Annotated in this window: 15 protein-coding genes; 8 read left to right on the forward strand and 7 right to left on the reverse strand. The window is 70.9% G+C overall.

The annotated features are described in order from the left end of the window. Window positions 1-6 precede the first annotated feature (6 nt). From FJ658_RS04840 to sdhC, 6 genes are all read right to left on the reverse strand, one after another. The gene (locus FJ658_RS04840) at window positions 7-2,349 is read right to left on the reverse strand and encodes a hypothetical protein (RefSeq protein WP_141144239.1); all 2,343 of its coding nucleotides are present in this window, start codon (window positions 2,347-2,349) and stop codon (window positions 7-9) included. Further along, entirely contained in the window at window positions 2,349-2,639 is a 291-nt protein-coding gene (locus tag FJ658_RS04845) for a hypothetical protein (RefSeq protein WP_141144240.1), read from the reverse strand. Before FJ658_RS04845 ends, FJ658_RS04840 begins: the two co-directional genes overlap by 1 nt. A 148-nt stretch (window positions 2,640-2,787) precedes the next feature. After that, complete coding sequence (locus tag FJ658_RS04850; RefSeq protein WP_141144241.1) at window positions 2,788-3,588, reverse strand: succinate dehydrogenase iron-sulfur subunit; 801 nt, start codon at window positions 3,586-3,588, stop codon at window positions 2,788-2,790. Window positions 3,589-3,628: 40 nt separating this feature from the next. After that, a complete protein-coding gene (sdhA, locus tag FJ658_RS04855) occupies window positions 3,629-5,425 on the reverse strand; it encodes a succinate dehydrogenase flavoprotein subunit (RefSeq protein WP_255447564.1) in 1,797 nt (598 codons plus the stop codon). A gap of 5 nt (window positions 5,426-5,430) precedes the next feature. After that, window positions 5,431-5,874, reverse strand: coding sequence for a succinate dehydrogenase hydrophobic membrane anchor subunit (locus FJ658_RS04860; protein WP_141144243.1), 444 nt, complete (start codon window positions 5,872-5,874; stop codon window positions 5,431-5,433). After that, entirely contained in the window at window positions 5,874-6,302 is a 429-nt protein-coding gene (sdhC, locus tag FJ658_RS04865; protein ID WP_141144244.1) for a succinate dehydrogenase, cytochrome b556 subunit, read from the reverse strand. The genes FJ658_RS04860 and sdhC overlap by 1 nt, the downstream gene beginning before the upstream one ends. A 179-nt stretch (window positions 6,303-6,481) precedes the next feature. Between sdhC and FJ658_RS04870 the strand changes: the two genes are divergently transcribed. The 8 genes from FJ658_RS04870 (at window position 6,482) to FJ658_RS04905 (ending at window position 15,906) form a co-directional block, all read left to right on the forward strand. Beyond that, window positions 6,482-7,597, forward strand: a complete 1,116-nt coding sequence (locus FJ658_RS04870; protein ID WP_141144245.1) for a mannose-1-phosphate guanylyltransferase — start codon at window positions 6,482-6,484, stop codon at window positions 7,595-7,597. Between the two features lie 213 nt (window positions 7,598-7,810). After that, window positions 7,811-8,941, forward strand: coding sequence for a BMP family protein (locus FJ658_RS04875; RefSeq protein ID WP_141144246.1), 1,131 nt, complete (start codon window positions 7,811-7,813; stop codon window positions 8,939-8,941). A 150-nt stretch (window positions 8,942-9,091) separates the two neighbouring features. Next, on the forward strand, window positions 9,092-10,606 hold the full coding sequence (locus FJ658_RS04880) for an ABC transporter ATP-binding protein (RefSeq protein ID WP_141144247.1): 1,515 nt from the start codon (window positions 9,092-9,094) through the stop codon (window positions 10,604-10,606). Then, window positions 10,603-11,994: an ABC transporter permease gene (locus FJ658_RS04885; protein WP_370454762.1), complete on the forward strand. Its 1,392-nt coding sequence runs from the start codon at window positions 10,603-10,605 to the stop codon at window positions 11,992-11,994. Before FJ658_RS04880 ends, FJ658_RS04885 begins: the two co-directional genes overlap by 4 nt. Continuing rightward, a complete protein-coding gene (locus FJ658_RS04890; RefSeq protein WP_141144248.1) occupies window positions 11,991-13,319 on the forward strand; it encodes an ABC transporter permease in 1,329 nt (442 codons plus the stop codon). The genes FJ658_RS04885 and FJ658_RS04890 overlap by 4 nt, the downstream gene beginning before the upstream one ends. 10 nt (window positions 13,320-13,329) lie before the next feature. After that, on the forward strand, window positions 13,330-13,740 hold the full coding sequence (locus tag FJ658_RS04895) for a cytidine deaminase (RefSeq protein WP_141144249.1): 411 nt from the start codon (window positions 13,330-13,332) through the stop codon (window positions 13,738-13,740). Window positions 13,741-13,852: 112 nt separating this feature from the next. After that, window positions 13,853-14,569 (forward strand): DUF4232 domain-containing protein, encoded by a 717-nt coding sequence (locus tag FJ658_RS04900; RefSeq protein WP_141144250.1) that lies wholly within the window; start codon window positions 13,853-13,855, stop codon window positions 14,567-14,569. 53 nt (window positions 14,570-14,622) lie between these two features. Further along, the gene (locus FJ658_RS04905) at window positions 14,623-15,906 is read left to right on the forward strand and encodes a thymidine phosphorylase (protein ID WP_141144251.1); all 1,284 of its coding nucleotides are present in this window, start codon (window positions 14,623-14,625) and stop codon (window positions 15,904-15,906) included. 65 nt (window positions 15,907-15,971) lie between these two features. On the opposite strand, the gene FJ658_RS04910 is transcribed toward FJ658_RS04905, so the two are convergent. Beyond that, the gene (locus FJ658_RS04910) at window positions 15,972-16,907 is read right to left on the reverse strand and encodes a nucleoside hydrolase (protein WP_141144252.1); all 936 of its coding nucleotides are present in this window, start codon (window positions 16,905-16,907) and stop codon (window positions 15,972-15,974) included. Between the last annotated feature and the right edge of the window lie 124 nt (window positions 16,908-17,031).

The following is a 17,031-nucleotide window of genomic DNA, read 5'->3' on the forward strand; positions in this document are numbered from 1 at the left end:
CAGCGATCACTGCACATCGGCGACTCGGTTGTAGTTGGTCTCCATCTGGTTGAAGCCCTGAGTGAAACCGCCCGAGTCGGCCACGAACGACTCGATCAGATCGCGGTTGTCGGTGAACCACTCCTCGCGAGCCGCGTTGTAGGCGCTCAAGGCGGCCGCACCGTCGGTCGCATCGGCGTCGAAGACCGGCGGCGGCGGAACCGGGGTCCCATCCTCGAGGGTCAAGGGCTGGCCAGGCGGCAACTGAGCCGAGGCAGCCAGATAGTCGTAGATCGCCGACGCCGCGCTCATGTTGGCCTGCTCGACGCGATCGCCGTTCTCCGAGCTCCAGTACTCGGCGAGGAAGCGCGCCTCGCTGCTGCCGAGGGCGTGGTGCGCGATGCCATCGACGGCCGCGCCGCCGCTCGCGATGAGCTGGCCCTGGACGAGGTTCCCTCCCCACCGGATCATGAAGCTGGCTCCGTCGCTCACCAGCGAACCGAAAGGGAAGGCGCTTGCGATGGTCACGACGCCCTGGATGGCGGCATCCGTCGTCGCGTCCTCGGCCTGTGCCGCGGCGAGTCGCTCGGTGATCCCGGCGCCGTCGAGCACGGCCTGCGCGGCGATGATCCGGTTGCCCAGGTCGGTCTGCGGCGACTGGCCGGGCTCGAGTGGAGCGGCGGAGTTCACGACGCTCTCGACATAGTGCTGCATGCCGTCGGCGAGCACGATGTTCGCTGAGTCGAAGTGCGAGAGCGTGCCGAGCACGTCGCGGAACTCCGATTCGAGCACCTGGGGGATCGGGATGGTGCCGTCGCCGAAGGGGTTGTTGCCCTCGGAATCGACCCAGGCGGCGTAATCCCACGACCCGCCCGAGTCGGAGGGCAGGCCGTCGATCCCGGCGGTGACCGGCGTCTCCATGAGCCCCTGCCAGTTCAGGCTGATCGCCGCGCCGAAAGCGGCCGACGACTGCTCGTTGAGGAAGACCTCGCTGAAGTACGGGCTGTTCGCGAGCTCGTGCAGGATGACGGCCGAGATGCCCGACTGGGCCTCGGCCGCCGAGCCGGCGCCCGGAGGAGCCTCTCCGGCGCCCATCGCGCCGAACCACAGCTCGGCGGGGCCCTGCCAGTGCTCCGACTCCGGCCACTGGCGGAAGCCGTACCAGAACTCGAGGCGTCCGCCGACGCCGAGATCGCTCGTCGGACCCGAGTCGCTGAGGAACGACAGCGCCGAGTCGGGGTAGCGGGCGAGCGAGCTGAAGATCGTCCCGGCGGGGTCGGTGCGCAGATTCGCCGGGTCGCCGGTGAGCCAGCCGAACCCGTTGTTCTCGACGGGGATGCCGTGGCCGTCGACGCGCGCCATCCGATCGAGCTCGATCGCCGCCGACAGCGTCAGCTCCTCGCCCATCAGCGCGCCATCGGGGTCGCCGAAGAGATAGGCGAGCTCGGGTCCGTGCTCGGCGCCGGTGATCATCGACGTGGCGAAGGGATGGGCCTCGTCGGCTGTCCAGTTCTGCGACGCGACCGAGAGCGATCGGCGCCACGCCTCGATGAGGTTCTGCGAGCCCGGCTCGCCGAGCAGCGTGTTGCCCCGATACAGCGCCTGGCCCAGGTGGCCGAGGAACCCGACGGTCGCGGCTCCGCCCAGGCCGAGGAAGAACATCGACATCTGCGTCTCGTCCTCACCGTACAGCTCGAGGTAGGCGGCGAGTGCGGCGAGGTCGTCGGGGTCGGGCTCCTCGCCGTCGGCGATGCCCTGGGCGATGTCCTGCATGGTCTGGCGGATGTCGGCCGTGCGCAGGTCGTCGACGTTTCGGATCCCGACGGCGGCGAGGGCGGCGCGCTGGTCGGCCCAGCTCGACGGCAGCGCCGACTGGATCACGCTGACGAGTGCATCGTCGGCTTCGCGGCGCCGGGTCGCCAGCTGCTCGACCTGGCGACGGGCCGTCGACGCATCCTGATCGGCCTGGTCCTGCTGCTGCTGGATGCGGTCGAGCTCCTCCTGCGACGGCGGCGAGTTCGTGACGTAGCTGCCGTTCTGACGGCGCTCGGCGTCGGCCAGCTCCTGCACCCAGTAGGTCGCCTCGGTCTGGATCTGCGCCACGGTGCCGGCGTAGGTCGAGATCGCGGTGGTCACGGGATCGACGGTCGACTTGAGCGTCGCGATGCGGCTTACGACGGCCTCCGCGCTGTCGCGCCAGGCATCGGCGGCCTCGCCGGTCCAGACCGCCTCGGTGAGCAGGTCGGCATTCGCCTGGTAGGCGTCGTGCACCTCGCCGATCGTGGTGAGGCTGTCGGCGAAGCGATCGTTGTCGGTGCTCGTCGACCCGCTCCAGAAGACCCCGGGGTCGTCGTCGGTCCAGCGCGCCATCAGATGACCTGCACGCCGCGGGCGGTGCGCACCGAGATCTCGGTGTCGGCCCCGGTGAACGACTGGGCCGCCGTCGCGAGGGCGCGGGCGACGCGGTCGGCCTCGTCGATCGTGAGCTGGGCCGTGATGCGGTAGTACATGGCGAGCCCGCCCATCTCGTCGATCACCCGGCCGCTGCACGAGCCCTCGAGGGCCGGAACCGCGGTGAGCGGGATCCGGAACGGCTGCTGCGACAGCGACGCCGAGACGTTCGCCATCGTGTGGCCGTCGACGACGAGATCTCCTGACATGCGCATCCCCTTCGCGATCCGAGTTCTGATCAGAATGCTACGGGTGTCGAGCGCCGGGAAGGGGGACTTCTCCCCATCCGGGCTGCCCCGGAGACGCCGAACGGCGCGCCCCGGGTGGGACGCGCCGTTCGAACGAGGATGCGGTGGGTCAGACCGTCGCGAGGTCCGACTTCGGGATGTCGGGCTTGCCGCGCAGCACGGCCGCCTTGACCTCGGCGATCGCCTTCGTGACCTCGATGCCGCGGGGGCAGGCCTCGGAGCAGTTGAAGGTCGTGCGGCAGCGCCAGACGCCCTCCTTGTCGTTGAGGATGTCGAGGCGCACCTGCGCCTCCTCGTCGCGGCTGTCGAAGATGAAGCGGTGCGCGTTGACGATCGCGGCCGGGCCGAAGTACTGCCCGTCGGTCCAGAACACCGGGCACGACGAGGTGCACGCGGCGCAGAGGATGCACTTGGTCGTGTCGTCGAAGCGCTCGCGCTGGGCGACCGACTGGATGCGCTCCTTGCCGTCCTTGGGCTTGCTGGTCGCCTGCAGGAAGGGCTGCACCTCGCGGTAGGAGGCGAAGAACGGCTCCATGTCGACGATGAGGTCCTTCTCGAGCGGCAGGCCCTTGATCGCCTCGACGTAGATCGGCTTCGAGATGTCGAGGTCCTTGATCAGCGTCTTGCAGGCGAGGCGGTTGCGGCCGTTGATGCGCATCGCGTCGGAGCCGCAGATGCCGTGCGCGCAGGAGCGGCGGAAGGTGAGCGAGCCGTCCTGCTCCCACTTGATCTTGTGCAGCGCATCCAGGATGCGGTCGGTCGCGAACAGATCGACGTCGTAGTCCACCCAGCGCGGCTCGTCGTCGACCTCGGGGTCGAAGCGGCGGATGATCAGCGTCACCGTGAACGACTGGATCGGCGCCTCGTCGGCGGGGGCGGGGGTGCCCTCGAGAACAGCGGCCTCGGCCATCAGTGCTTCCTCTCGTCGTGGAAGGTCGGCGTGCCGGCCATCAGTACTTGCGCTCCATCGGCTGGTAGCTCGTCACGACGACGGGCTTCCAGTCGAGGGTGATGTGGTCGGCGGCGTCGGCGGAGTGCGGGTCTCCGGTCAGGTACGCCATCGTGTGCTGCATGTAGTTCTCGTCGTCGCGCTTCGGGAAGTCGTCGCGCATGTGGCCGCCGCGGCTCTCCTTGCGGTTGCGGGCCGAGAACACGACGACCTCGGCGAGGTCGAGCAGGAAGCCGAGCTCGATCGCCTCGAGCAGGTCGGTGTTGTAGCGGTGGCCCTTGTCCTGCACCGAGATCTGCTGGTAGCGCTCGCGCAGGGTGTGGATGGTCTGGGTCACCTGGGCGAGCGACTCGTCGGTGCGGAAGACCTGGGCGTTCTTGTCCATCTCCTCCTGCAGCTCCTTGCGGAGCGCGGCGATGCGCTCGGTGCCGTTGGCGTTGCGTACACCCTCGACGAGCTCGCGCACGCCCTTCGCCGGGTCCTCCGGCAGCGGCACGAACTCGGCGGTCGCGGCGTAGGCGGCGGCGTTGTTGCCGGCGCGCTTGCCGAAGACGTTGATGTCGAGCAGCGAGTTGGTGCCGAGGCGGTTCGAGCCGTGCACCGACACGCAGGCGCACTCGCCGGCGGCGTAGAGTCCGGGCACGACGGTCGTGTTGTCGCGCAGCACCTCGGCGCTGACGTTGGTCGGGATGCCGCCCATCGCGTAGTGCGCGGTCGGCATCACGGGCACCGGCTCGACGACCGGGTCGACGCCCAGGTAGGTGCGCGCGAACTCGGTGATGTCGGGCAGCTTCGTCTCGAGCACCTCGGCGCCCAGGTGCGTGCAGTCGAGCAGCACGTAGTCCTTGTGCGGTCCGGCGCCGCGGCCCTCGGCCACCTCCTGCACCATGCAGCGGGCGACGATGTCGCGCGGCGCCAGGTCCTTGATGGTGGGGGCGTAGCGCTCCATGAAGCGCTCGCCCGAGGCGTTGCGCAGGATCGCGCCCTCGCCGCGGGCTCCCTCGGTGAGCAGGATGCCGAGGCCGGCCAGGCCGGTCGGGTGGAACTGGAAGAACTCCATGTCCTCGAGCGGCAGCTTCTTGCGCCAGATGATGCCGACGCCATCGCCCGTGAGGGTGTGCGCGTTCGAGGTGGTCTTGTAGATCTTGCCGAACCCGCCGGTGGCGTAGATGATCGCCTTCGCCTGGAAGACGTGGATCGCGCCGGTCGCGAGCTCGTAGGCGACGATGCCCGACGGCTGCTCGACGCCATCCACCTCGGTCATGACCATGTCGAGCGCGTAGTACTCGTTGTAGAACTCGACGCCGAGCTTGACGCAGTTCTGGAACAGCGTCTGCAGGATCATGTGGCCGGTGCGGTCGGCCGCGTAGCAGGCGCGGCGCACGGGCGCCTTGCCGTGGTCGCGGGTGTGACCGCCGAAGCGGCGCTGGTCGATCTTGCCCTCGGGGGTGCGGTTGAAGGGCAGGCCCATGTTCTCGAGGTCGAGGACCGCGTCGATGGCCTCCTTCGCCAGGATCTCGGCGGCATCCTGGTCGACCAGGTAGTCGCCGCCCTTGACCGTGTCGAAGGTGTGCCACTCCCAGCTGTCCTCCTCGACGTTGGCCAGTGCGGCGGCCATGCCGCCCTGCGCCGCGCCGGTGTGCGAGCGGGTCGGGTAGAGCTTCGTGATGACCGCGGTCTTGGCCTTCGGCCCGGCCTCGATCGCGGCGCGCATGCCGGCGCCGCCGGCGCCGACGATGACCACGTCGTACTGGTGGTAGGTCACGCCGTCGATCACGGCGCCGTCCTCGAACTCCACGCCCATCAGCCCTTCGCCACGCAGAACTTGGCGAGTTCGCCGCCCTGAGCGGCGCCGATGCAGGGGTCGAAGGTGAAGATCACGAGGCTCCCGAGAAGGATCAGCACGATGGTGGAGACGAGGATCGCCCCGAGCAGCACCTTGCGCAGGCGCCCGCGGGCGTAGTCGTTGGTGAGAGTGCGCATGCCGTTGGCGCCGTGGATCAGCGCGAGCCAGAGCATGAGGGTGTCCCAGACGACCCAGAACGGGTCGGCCCACTTGCCCGCGACGAACGCGAAGTCGATCGCGTGCACGCCGTCGCCGGCGACGAGGTTGACGAAGAGGTGGCCGAACACGAGCACCAGCAGCAGCACGCCGCTGATGCGCATGTACATCCACCCCCACTTCTCCCAGTTGACCTTGCGGGGCCGGGATGCGGAGCTGCGCGGGGCGGGGATCGTCGCGGTCATCAGTGGCCTCCGAACACGACAGAGAGGTGGCGCGGCAGGAAGCCGGCCATCGTGACGGCCCAGAGGCCGACCACGATCCAGAACATGAGCCGCTGGTGGCGGGCGCCCCAGGCGGTGAGGTCGATCAGGATGATGCGCAGGCCGTTGAAGGCGTGGAACACGATCGCGGCGACCAGGCCGGCCTCGCCGAGGCCCATGATCGGCGTCTTGTACGTGTTGATCACGGCGTCGTAGGCCTCGGGGCTGATGCGCACCAGAGCGGTGTCGAGGATGTGCACCAGGAGGAAGAAGTAGATCGCGGTACCGGTGATCCGATGCAGCACCCACGACCACATCCCCTCGCGGCCGCGGTACAGAGTTCCGGCGGGACGCTTCGGTGCGGGAATGCGGGGGGCGGTGACGGTGCCGGACTGAACCTGGCTCGACACGGGAGTCCCTCCTCAGAGCCCCGCCCGGCGCAGGGTGGTGGGCGAGGGTCTCGCGACTGCTGCGGAGCTGCGATCAGTCTAGGCCCGGGTCGGGGGCATCGCAGGTCAGGCCACCCTTACTCCTCTCGATGTCGAGATATCCACCGGGCCGCCCAGGATGCGCCCGGTACCGTGTCGGCATGACCGCACCGTCGCCCGGACTCGACCGATTCCACGCCGTGATCCCGGCCGGCGGGGTCGGATCGCGGCTGTGGCCGCTGTCGCGCGCGGCGGCGCCGAAGTTCCTGCACGCGCTGAGCGGCAGCGGCGAGAGCCTGCTGCGCGACACCTGGCAGCGGGTCGCTCCGCTCAGCGGCGAGGGTCGCATCCTCGTCGTCACCGGGCGCGCGCACGCGACGGCGGTGCGCGAGCAGCTGCCCGAGCTCGACGACGCGAACCTCGTGCTCGAGGACGAGCCGCGCGAGTCGTCGGCCGCGATCGGCCTGGCCGCGGCCATCCTCGTGCGTCGCGAGCCCGACGTGATCGTGGGCTCCTTCCACGCCGACCACGTGATCCGCGGCGTCGCGGCGTTCGGCCAGGCCGTGCGCCAGGCGGTCGCCGTAGCCGACGCCGGCTACATCGCCACGATCGGCGTGCCGCCGACCGAGCCGGCGACCGGCTTCGGCTACATCCGCGCGACGCACGCGCTGCCCGACGTGCCGGGCGTGCTGCAGGTCGACAGCTTCGTCGAGAAGCCCGACCTCGAGACCGCGATCGGCTACCTCGCCACCGGCGACTACCTCTGGAACGCGGGCATGTTCGTCTCGCGCGCCGACGTGCTGCTCGAGCGGATGCGCGTCGCCCAGCCCGACCTGGTGGCGGGTCTCGAGGAGCTCGCGAAGGCCTGGGACACCGACGGCCGCGACGAGGCGGTCGCCCGCATCTGGCCCGCTCTGCCGAAGATCGCGATCGACTACTCGGTCGCCGAGCCGGCCGCCGCCGCGGGCCGGCTCGCGGTCGTGCCCGGGCGCTTCACCTGGCACGACGTGGGCGACTTCGCCACGATCGCGCGCCTCGGCGCCGCCGGGCGCCCCGGCCAGCTCGTCACCCTGGGCGAGGCCGACCAGGTCGTCGCCGACGACGCCTCGGGCCTCGTCGTGGCGAGCGGGGGCCGCCTGGTCTCGCTCATCGGCCTGCGCGACGTCGTCGTGGTCGACACCCCCGACGCCCTGCTCGTGACGACCACCGAGCACGCGCAGCGCGTCAAGCAGGCCGTGGAGGCCGTGCGCGCCTCGGGCCGCGGCCACCTGCTCTGAGGCCGCGACGACCGGTCGCCGACCGGCGTTCGCGCGCGTCGTGAGCCGCGCATCCGGGGCCTTCGGTTACGGCCTCGTTTCCCGCCGGTCGCGGCTTTGTAACGCTTGCGCGACGACCCCGCGACCGGGTCTTTCCGTGCGCGCCACGGGAGGTAACGTGTCCCCAAATCCGGCGGGCCTCACCATGCCCGCGCTTCCCAGGAGGACACTCACGTGAAATTCACTTCGCGCAAGACGGCGCTCGCCGGTCTCGCCACCCTCGGCGCGAGCGCGCTCGTGCTCACCGGCTGCGCCGCCGCCCCCAGCGACTCGGGCGACAGCAGCGCCAAGTCCGACTTCCTGCCCTGCATGGTCTCCGACGACGGCGGCTACGACGACCACTCGTTCAACGAGTCGGGTCTGAACGGCCTCGAGGCCGCGGCGAAGGCCATCGGCAGCGAGGAGAAGCACGTCCAGTCCTCCAGCGAGGACGACTACGCGCCGAACATCGACAACCTCCTCAGCGAGGGCTGCAACCTGATCGTCACCGTCGGCTTCAAGCTGTCGGCCGCGACCGTCGAGGCCGCCAAGGCCAACAACGACGTCGAGTTCGCGATCATCGACGACGGCCTCGACAACGAGGGCGCCACCGGCGACGACGGCAAGGCGACCGGCGACGGCAAGGTCGACGTCGAGAACGGCAAGCCGATCCTGTTCGACACCGCCCAGGCGGCCTTCCTCGGCGGCTACGCCGCGGCCAGCTACTCGAAGACCGGCGTCGTCGGCACCTTCGGCGGCATCCCGATCCCGCCCGTGACCATCTTCATGGACGGCTTCGTGGACGGCGTCAAGTACTTCAACGAGCAGAAGGGCAAGGACGTCAAGGTCGTCGGCTGGGACAAGGACAGCCAGAACGGCGTCTTCACCGGCGGCTTCGCGGCCGGCGTCGAGGCCAAGACCGCGGCCCAGGGCCTGCTCGACCAGAACGCTGACGTGCTGATGCCCGTCGGCGGTCCGATCTACCAGAGCGCCGCCGAGGCGATCCGCGACAAGGGCGGCGACATCGCGCTCATCGGCGTCGACGCCGACGTGTACGAGTCCGACCCCTCGGTCAAGGACCTTCTGCTGACCTCGGTCATGAAGGGGATCTCGGCGGGCGTCGAGGACGTCGTCAAGAACGCCGCCGACGGCAAGTTCGACAACACCCCCTACGTGGGCACCCTCGAGAACGACGGCGTCGGCCTGGCGCCGTTCCACGACTTCGAGTCGAAGGTCGACTCGGGTCTGCAGGGTGAGCTCGACGACATCAAGGCGAAGATCATCTCGGGCGACATCACGGTCGAGTCGAAGGCCTCGCCCAAGTAAGGTGCGGCATCGCTGACACGGATCGGGGAGGTCGGATGCGTCCGGCCTCCCCGCTCTGCTGTCCGGCCCGCCGCGCGCGGGCGCCCCGGCGACGCGCGTTTCCGCGCCCGCCCGTTTCCCCGGGTCCGCCCCGCGACATAGATTGACGACATGAAGCTCGAACTCCAGGGCATCACCAAGCGCTTCGGCGCGCTGGTCGCGAACGACCACATCGACCTCGTGGTCGAGCCCGGTGAGATCCACTGCCTCCTCGGCGAGAACGGCGCCGGCAAGTCGACGCTGATGAACGTGCTCTACGGCCTCTACCAGGCCGACGAGGGCAGCATCCTGCTCGACGACGAGGTGCAGCACTTCTCCGGCCCCGGCGACGCGATGGCCGCCGGCATCGGCATGGTGCACCAGCACTTCATGCTCATCCCCGTCTTCACGGTCGCCGAGAACGTCATGCTCGGTCACGAGCAGACCAAGGCGGGCGGACTCCTCGACCTGGCCGCGGCCCGCGCGAAGGTGCGCGAGATCTCGGGCCGGTTCGGCTTCGACGTCGACCCCGACGCCCTCGTCGGCGACCTCCCGGTCGGCGTGCAGCAGCGCGTCGAGATCATCAAGGCCCTGTCGCGGGATGCGCAGGTGCTCGTGTTCGACGAGCCCACCGCCGTGCTGACGCCGCAGGAGACCGACGAGCTGATGGCGATCATGCGCCAGCTCAAGCAGTCGGGCACCGCGATCGTGTTCATCACCCACAAGCTGCGCGAGGTGCGCGAGGTCGCCGACCGCATCACGGTCGTGCGCCTGGGCAAGGTCGTGGGCGAGGCGTCGCCCACCGCATCCAACCCCGAGCTCGCCGCCATGATGGTGGGCCGCTCGGTGTCGCTGACGGTCGAGAAGACGCCCGCGAAGCCGGGCGACGCCGCCCTGGTCGTGCGCGACCTCTCGGTCATCGACGCCCAGAACCAGTACGTCGTGTCGCACGTCGACTTCGAGGTGCGCGCGGGCGAGATCCTCGCGATCGCCGGCGTGCAGGGCAACGGCCAGACCGAGCTCACCGAGGCGCTGCTCGGACTGCAGGCCCGCACCGAAGGCTCGATCACGCTCGACGGCGTCGAGATCGCCGGGGCGACGCCCCGCCGCATCCTGGATGCCGGGGTCGGCTTCGTGCCCGAGGACCGCGGCGAAGACGGTCTGGTCGGCGAGTTCACGATCGCCGAGAACCTCATGCTCGACCGCTCGAACGGCGCGCCCTTCGTGCGGGGCGGGGCCGTGCAGCGCGGCGCGCTCGACGCCTTCGCCGAGGAGAAGGTGCGCGAGTTCGACATCCGCGCGCAGGGCATCACGACCCCGGTCGGCCGTCTCTCCGGCGGCAACCAGCAGAAGGTCGTTCTCGCGCGCGAGCTGTCGCGCGAGCTGCGGCTGTTCGTGGCCGCGCAGCCGACGCGCGGCGTCGACGTGGGCTCGATCGAGTTCATCCACAAGCGCATCGTCGCCACCCGCGACGCCGGCGTGCCGATCATCGTCGTCTCCACCGAGCTCGACGAGGTCGTCGCCCTCGCCGACCGCATCGCCGTCATGTACCGCGGCGGCATCGTCGGCATCGTCCCCGCGGACACCCCCCGCGACGTGCTCGGCCTCATGATGGCCGGCGAGAACCCGACAGGAGCCGCCGCGTGAGCGACGAGAAGGTCCCCGGCGAGAGCCAGCTGCCGACGCCCGGGCAGGTTCCGCCCGCGGCCCCCGAGCCGCAGAGCGCGAAGGGCGTCGAGGAAGGGCAGATGTCGGGCACGACACCCGCCGCCGGCGACGTCCCGCCGCCGCCCGCGGCCAACCGGGTGATGCGCGAGATCCTCTCCAGCAACTGGCTCATGACGGCGCTGGCGATCGTGCTCGCGCTCGTCGTGGCGAGCATCCTCATCGTCGTCACCGACGAGCGGGTGCAGGCCGCCGCCGGCTACTTCTTCGCCCGCCCGCTCGACACCTTCCGGGCGATCGGCGACACGATCGGCGGGGCGTACTCGAGCCTGTTCCAGGGCGCCGTCTACAACTTCCGCCGCCCCGGCTTCGTCAACGGGATCAAGCCGCTGACCGACACCCTGTCGTTCGCGGCGCCGCTCATCGCCGCCGGCCTCGGCGTCGCGGTGGCGTTCCGCGTCGGCCTGTTCAACATCGGCGGCCGCGGCCAGATCCTCATCGCGGCGGCCGTCGCGGGCTGGATCTCGTGGTCGTTCCCGATGCCGCCGTTCATCCACATGCTCGTCGCCGTCGGCGGCGCGCTGCTGGGCGGCGCGATCTGGGGCGGCCTCGTCGGACTGCTGAAGGCCCGCACCGGCGCGCACGAGGTGATCCTCACGATCATGCTCAACTACGTCGCCTGGTACCTGATCCAGTTCCTGCTCAAGACGCCGGGCGCACTGCAGGCCCCCGGCTCGAACAACCCGAAGTCGCCGCCAGCCGACCCCAGCGCGGTCATGCCGACGCTGAGCGACCTGCTGACGCTGCTCAACGGCGGCACGCAGGTCGGGTCGTTCCGCCTCAACGTCGGCTTCCTGCTCGTGATCGTCGCGACGGTCGCCGTCGCCTGGCTGATCAACCGCTCGAGCACCGGATTCCGCTTCCGCGCGGTGGGCGAGAACCCGCACGCCGCCCGCGTCGCCGGCATCGACGTCAAGTGGGTGTTCATCCTCGCGATGATCATCTCCGGCGCGCTCGTCGGCCTCGCCGGCGCCATCCAGGTGCTCGGCACCAACACGGCCGGATTCGGCGACGGCATCGACGCCGGCATCGGCTTCGACGCGATCACGGTCGCCCTGCTCGGCCGCTCGAAGCCCTGGGGCGTGTTCTTCAGCGGCATCCTGTTCGGCGCGCTCAAGGCCGGCGGCTACACGATCCAGGCGTCGCAGGGCATCCCGATCGACATCGTCGTGGTCGTGCAGTCGGTCATCGTGCTCTTCATCGCCGCGCCGCCGCTCGTGCGCGCGGTGTTCCGCCTGCCCGCCCCCGGCTCGAAGCCGAAGGCCCGCACGCCCCGACGACAGAAGCTCGCGACGGAGGCGGCCCGATGAGCGACCAGAACAGCACCGCGCCCGGGTCGTCGACCCCCGTCGTCGAGACGAGCCATGCCGCCGCGCTCGACGCGCCGATCGTGCTCGAGAAGGTGATCGTGCGCAGCCCCAAGTTCCCGATCGTGTTCGGGGTCTTCGCGCTGCTCGGGCTGCTCGCCGCCTTCGTGTTCCCGCGCACCGGAACGACCCGCATCGGGCTCTCCGACAGCAAGGACGCGATCCAGCTCGACCCCATCCCGATCGACAGCCAGCCCTTCGTGGCGGTCGTCGCCGTGCTGCTGGCCCTGCTCGCGATCGCGGCCGCGCTGTTCGTGGCGCGCAGCGCGACCGCGCGCATCCCGCTCGGCCTGACCGTCGCGTTCGCGGTGCTGTTCGTCATCGCGTTCCTGGTCTGGGCCGTGCACGACGGGCTGCTGCCGTTCACCGGCCTGCTGGTCGGCGCGCTCGGCGTCAGCACGCCGCTGATCTTCGGCGCCCTCGGCGGCGTGCTCTCCGAGCGCGTCGGCGTCGTCAACGTCGCGATCGAGGGCCAGCTGCTGTTCGGCGCCTTCGCCGCCGCGCTGATCGGCGTCTACACCGGCAACGCGGCCGCCGCGCTGATCGGCGCCGCCGTCGCGGGCATGCTCGTGTCGTTCGTGCTGGCCGCGTTCTCGATCAAGTACCTCGTCGACCAGGTGATCGTCGGCGTCGTGCTCAACGTGCTCGTCACGGGGCTCACGACGTTCCTCGCCGGCGTGATCGACGTCGACACGATCCCGCGCACCGCCCGCTTCGGCGTCGTGCCGATCCCGCTGCTCAGCGAGATCCCGGTGCTCGGGCCGCTGCTGTTCCGGCACTCGCTCATCGTGTACTTCATGTACATCGCCGTGTTCGCGGTGTGGTTCGGCCTCAACAAGACCCGCTGGGGTCTGCGTCTGCGCGCCGTCGGCGAGCACCCGAAGGCGGCCGACACGGTCGGCATCAACGTCGGGCGCACCCGCTTCTGGAACGTGTCGCTGGCCGGCGCGATCGCCGGCATCGGCGGCGCCTACCTGGCCCTGGATGCGATCGGACTGTTCTCGAAGGAGATGACCAACGGCGCCGGCTTCATCGCCCTCGCCGCCGTCATCTTCGGGCGCTGGGATCCGGTGCGCGCCGTGCTCGCGGCACTGCTCTTCGGCTTCGCCACCAGCCTGCAGAACTCGCTCAGCGCGGCCGGCGTGACCGACGTGCCCAAGGAGTTCCTGCTGATGCTGCCGTACCTGATCACGGTGCTCGCCGTGGCCGGTCTCGTCGGCCAGGTGCGCGGCCCCGCCGCCGCCGGCAAGCCGTACATCAAGTCCTAGGGGGATGCGGATGACCGACGCGGTCGACTGGGCCGGGCTGCACGACGTGGCCGTCGAGGCCTCGAAGCACGCCTACGTGCCGTATTCGAAGTTCCCCGTGGGCGTCGCGGCGGTCGTCGACGACGGCCGCGTGATCTCGGGTGCCAACGTCGAGAACGCCTCCTACGGCCTCACGCTGTGCGCCGAGTGCTCGCTCGTCTCGGCGCTGCACATGTCGGGCGGCGGCAAGCTCGTCGCCTTCGTCTGCGTCGACGGCAACGGCGACGCCCTCATGCCGTGCGGGCGGTGCCGTCAGCTGCTGTTCGAGCATTCGGCCGAGGGGATGCTGCTCGCGACCGTGTCGGGCATCCGCACGATCGACGAGGTCATCCCCGACGCCTTCGGACCGCGCACGCTCGCGGCCTACCGCGGCGAGGACTGAGCCGACGGGCGCCAGCGCGAGCCGGGAGCTCGGCTGGGTGCTCTGACAACGCCGTCGCAGAGTCGGCTGGATGCGCCGGGGCCGGTCGCGCGCCGGGCGTACCGTCGCGCGCATGAGCTCCACCGCATCCCGTCGCCCCACCCGCAGCATCACCGATCCCCGGCCCGCGTCGAACCGCTCGGATCGCCGGGAGCGGCGCGATCGCCGGGCGCTCCTCGCCGGCGCGGCCGTCGTCGCGGCCCTCGGGCTCGCGGGATGCGCGAGCGGCGGCGGAACGTCGGCCGACGGCTCGGCCGCGAGCGCCGCGCCGGGCTCGTCCTCCCCGTCGCCGACCGCCTCGGCCTCCGCACCGGCTCCCTCGCCCGACCCGCAGGATCCCGATGCGCCCGCCGGCCAGTGCGCCGACGACGAGCTGAAGGTCGCCGTGACCGAGGATGCGGGCGGCGCGGCCGCCGGCAGCATCGGCTACCGGGTCTCGTTCACGAACACGGGCTCCGCGGCGTGCGAGCTGCGCGGCTATCCCGGCGTCTCGGTCGTGGGCCACGGCGACGGCACTCAGCTCGGCGAGCCGGCCGAGCGCCCCGGCGCGTCTGGTCCGGCGATCGAGGCCGTCGACATCCCGGTCGGACAGAGCGTCGCCGCCTCCATGACGGTCGTGAACCTCGGCTCCGACGGAGGCGCTCTCGGCTGCGCGACCGAGCAGGGCGACGGCTGGCGCGTCTACCCGCCGCACTCCTTCGCGGCGGTCTTCGTGCCCGACGCCGGCGTCGCCGCGTGCGACGACAGCCAGGTCTGGATGCACCTCACGGCGCCGGTCGCGGCGCGCTGAGCCGCGCATCCGGAGTCGCCCCGGGGCTCGACCGCAGCGCGTACGCTGAACCCGTGGTGGAACGCTTCGATGTCGTCGATCTCATCCGGACCAAGCGCGACAGGGGAACCCTGACGACCGACCAGATCGACTGGCTCGTCGACGCGTACACGCGCGGCTACGTCGCCGACGAGCAGATGTCGGCCATGACGATGGCGATCTTCCTCAACGGGATGCAACGCGACGAGATCCGCGACCTGACCCTCGCGATGATCGCGAGCGGCGAGCGCCTCGACTTCAGCGGCCTGTCGAAGCCGACGACCGACAAGCACTCCACGGGCGGCGTCGGCGACAAGATCACCCTGCCGCTCGCCCCGCTCGTCGCCGCGTTCGGCGTCGCCGTACCGCAGCTCTCGGGCCGCGGCCTCGGCCACACCGGCGGCACCCTCGACAAGCTCGAGTCGATCCCCGGCTGGCGCGCAGCCCTCAGCAACGACGAGTTCATGGCGCAACTCGACTCGGTCGGCGCCGTCGTCTGCGCCGCCGGCTCGGGCCTCGCGCCCGCCGACGGCAAGCTCTACGCCCTGCGCGACATCACCGGCACGGTCGAGTGCATCCCGCTGATCGCGTCGAGCATCATGTCGAAGAAGATCGCCGAGGGCACCGCGTCCTTGGTGCTCGACGTGAAGTTCGGCTCGGGCGCCTTCATGCAGGATCCGGCGCGCGCCCGCGAGCTGGCCGAGACGATGGTGCGCCTCGGCACGGATGCCGGCGTCGCCACCCGCGCCCTGCTCACCGACATGGATGTCCCCCTCGGTCTGGCGATCGGCAACGCCAACGAGGTGCGCGAGTCGGTCGAGGTGCTCGCCGGCGGCGGACCCGCCGATGTGGTCGAGCTGACCGTCGCCCTGGCGAAGGAGATGCTCGACCTGGCCGGCCAGCCGGACGCCGACCCGGCCGCCGCGCTGCAGGACGGCCGCGCGATGGACAGCTGGAACGCGATGATCCGCGCTCAGGGCGGCGACCCGACCGCCGAGCTGCCCGTGCCCTCCGAGACCCACACGGTGCTCGCCGACCGCGACGGCGTCGTCGACCGCCTCGAGGCGCTGCCGTTCGGCATCGGCGCCTGGCGCCTCGGCGCGGGCCGTGCTCGCAAGCAGGACCCGGTCATCCACTCGGCCGGCATCGACCTGCACGTGAAGCCCGGCAGCGTCGTGAAGAAGGGCGACCCGCTCTTCACGCTCGGCGCCGAGGACCCGGCCCGCTTCGAGCGAGCGCTGGAGTCGGTCGAGGGCGCCTGGGCGATCGCCGACACGGCGCCGGAGTCGCGTCCGCTGATCGTCGACCGCATCGTCTGACCGGCCCCGCCGCGGCGGCGCTGACGGCTGACGGCGGCCCGTCGGGCAGTCGCCCCATCAGCCGGTCAGGGCAGGCGGGCCAGCGCGCTCTCGACGAGCGTCCAGAATCGGTCGTTCTCGACACCGAGCGCGACCCAGGTACAGCACGCCTCGGGCGCCTCGGCGCGCAGGTCGGCGACCGTCATGCCGAGGGTGTGGGTGCCCGTGAGCTCCACCGCGAGCGGCGCGCGCACCGTGCGCACGAGCGTCGGGTCGATGACCTGCGCCACCGTCACCGGGTCGTGCACGGGCGGGTGCTCGAAGCCGTACACGGCGTAGGCGGCGCCGTAGAAGTCGAGCAGCTCGCCGACGAAGGCCGCCGAGCGCGTTCCCACCGCATCCAGTCGGGAGCGGATCTCGGGCGTGACGACGGCCTGGTGGGTCGCGTCGAGACCGATCATCGTGACGGGCCAGCCGGCGTCGATCACGATCGCGGCCGCCTCGGGGTCGATCGCCACGTTGAACTCGCTGAACGGACCGTGGTTGCCGACGTGCACGCCGCCGCCCATGAACACGACCTCGCGCACCCGCTCGACGATGCGCGGCTCGAGGCGCACGGCGAGGGCGATGTTCGTGAGCGCCCCCGTCGGCACGAGGGTGATCTCGCCGGGCTCGCTCGCCATGACCGTGTCGATGATGAGCTGCACCGCGTGGCGCGGGTCGAGCGCGCGCGTCGGCTCGGGCAGCCGCGGCCCGTCGAGGCCCGACTCGCCGTGGTACTCGGGGGCGTGCTCGGCCTCGCGCAGCAGCGGGCGGTGCGCTCCCTGCGCGATCGGGATGCGCGCATCCAGCCCCGCCAGCTCGGCGATCTGGAGGGCGTTGCGGGTGACCTTCTCGATGCTCTGGTTGCCGCTCACGGTCGTGATCGCGGCGATCTCGACGCCGGGGTCTCCGGCGGCCAGCAGGATCGCGATCGCGTCGTCATGGCCGGGGTCGCAGTCGAGGATCAGGCGTCGGGTCACCGCACCATCATCCTCTCCTCGCGGCCGTATTCCGCATCCGGCATGCGCGGCGGCCGCCGGTCGCGCGGTGCACGTGCGTGCATCCGTGCGAGAACCGCAGAGAAGCCGGGATGCGTCCAGCCCC

Origin of the sequence: Schumannella sp. 10F1B-5-1, from assembly GCF_006517535.1 — a bacterium.
Classification (GTDB): Bacteria; Actinomycetota; Actinomycetes; order Actinomycetales; family Microbacteriaceae; genus Schumannella.

Coding starts and splice junctions, on each gene's coding strand:
- FJ658_RS04850 (WP_141144241.1), bottom strand. CDS start 3,588: ATGGCCGAGGCCGCTGTTCTCGAGGGCACCCCCGCCCCCGCCGACGAG.
- FJ658_RS04845 (WP_141144240.1), bottom strand. CDS start 2,639: ATGTCAGGAGATCTCGTCGTCGACGGCCACACGATGGCGAACGTCTCG.
- FJ658_RS04840 (WP_141144239.1), bottom strand. CDS start 2,349: ATGGCGCGCTGGACCGACGACGACCCCGGGGTCTTCTGGAGCGGGTCG.
- FJ658_RS04860 (WP_141144243.1), bottom strand. CDS start 5,874: ATGACCGCGACGATCCCCGCCCCGCGCAGCTCCGCATCCCGGCCCCGC.
- FJ658_RS04870 (WP_141144245.1), top strand. CDS start 6,482: ATGACCGCACCGTCGCCCGGACTCGACCGATTCCACGCCGTGATCCCG.
- FJ658_RS04895 (WP_141144249.1), top strand. CDS start 13,330: ATGACCGACGCGGTCGACTGGGCCGGGCTGCACGACGTGGCCGTCGAG.
- FJ658_RS04900 (WP_141144250.1), top strand. CDS start 13,853: ATGAGCTCCACCGCATCCCGTCGCCCCACCCGCAGCATCACCGATCCC.
- FJ658_RS04880 (WP_141144247.1), top strand. CDS start 9,092: ATGAAGCTCGAACTCCAGGGCATCACCAAGCGCTTCGGCGCGCTGGTC.
- FJ658_RS04890 (WP_141144248.1), top strand. CDS start 11,991: ATGAGCGACCAGAACAGCACCGCGCCCGGGTCGTCGACCCCCGTCGTC.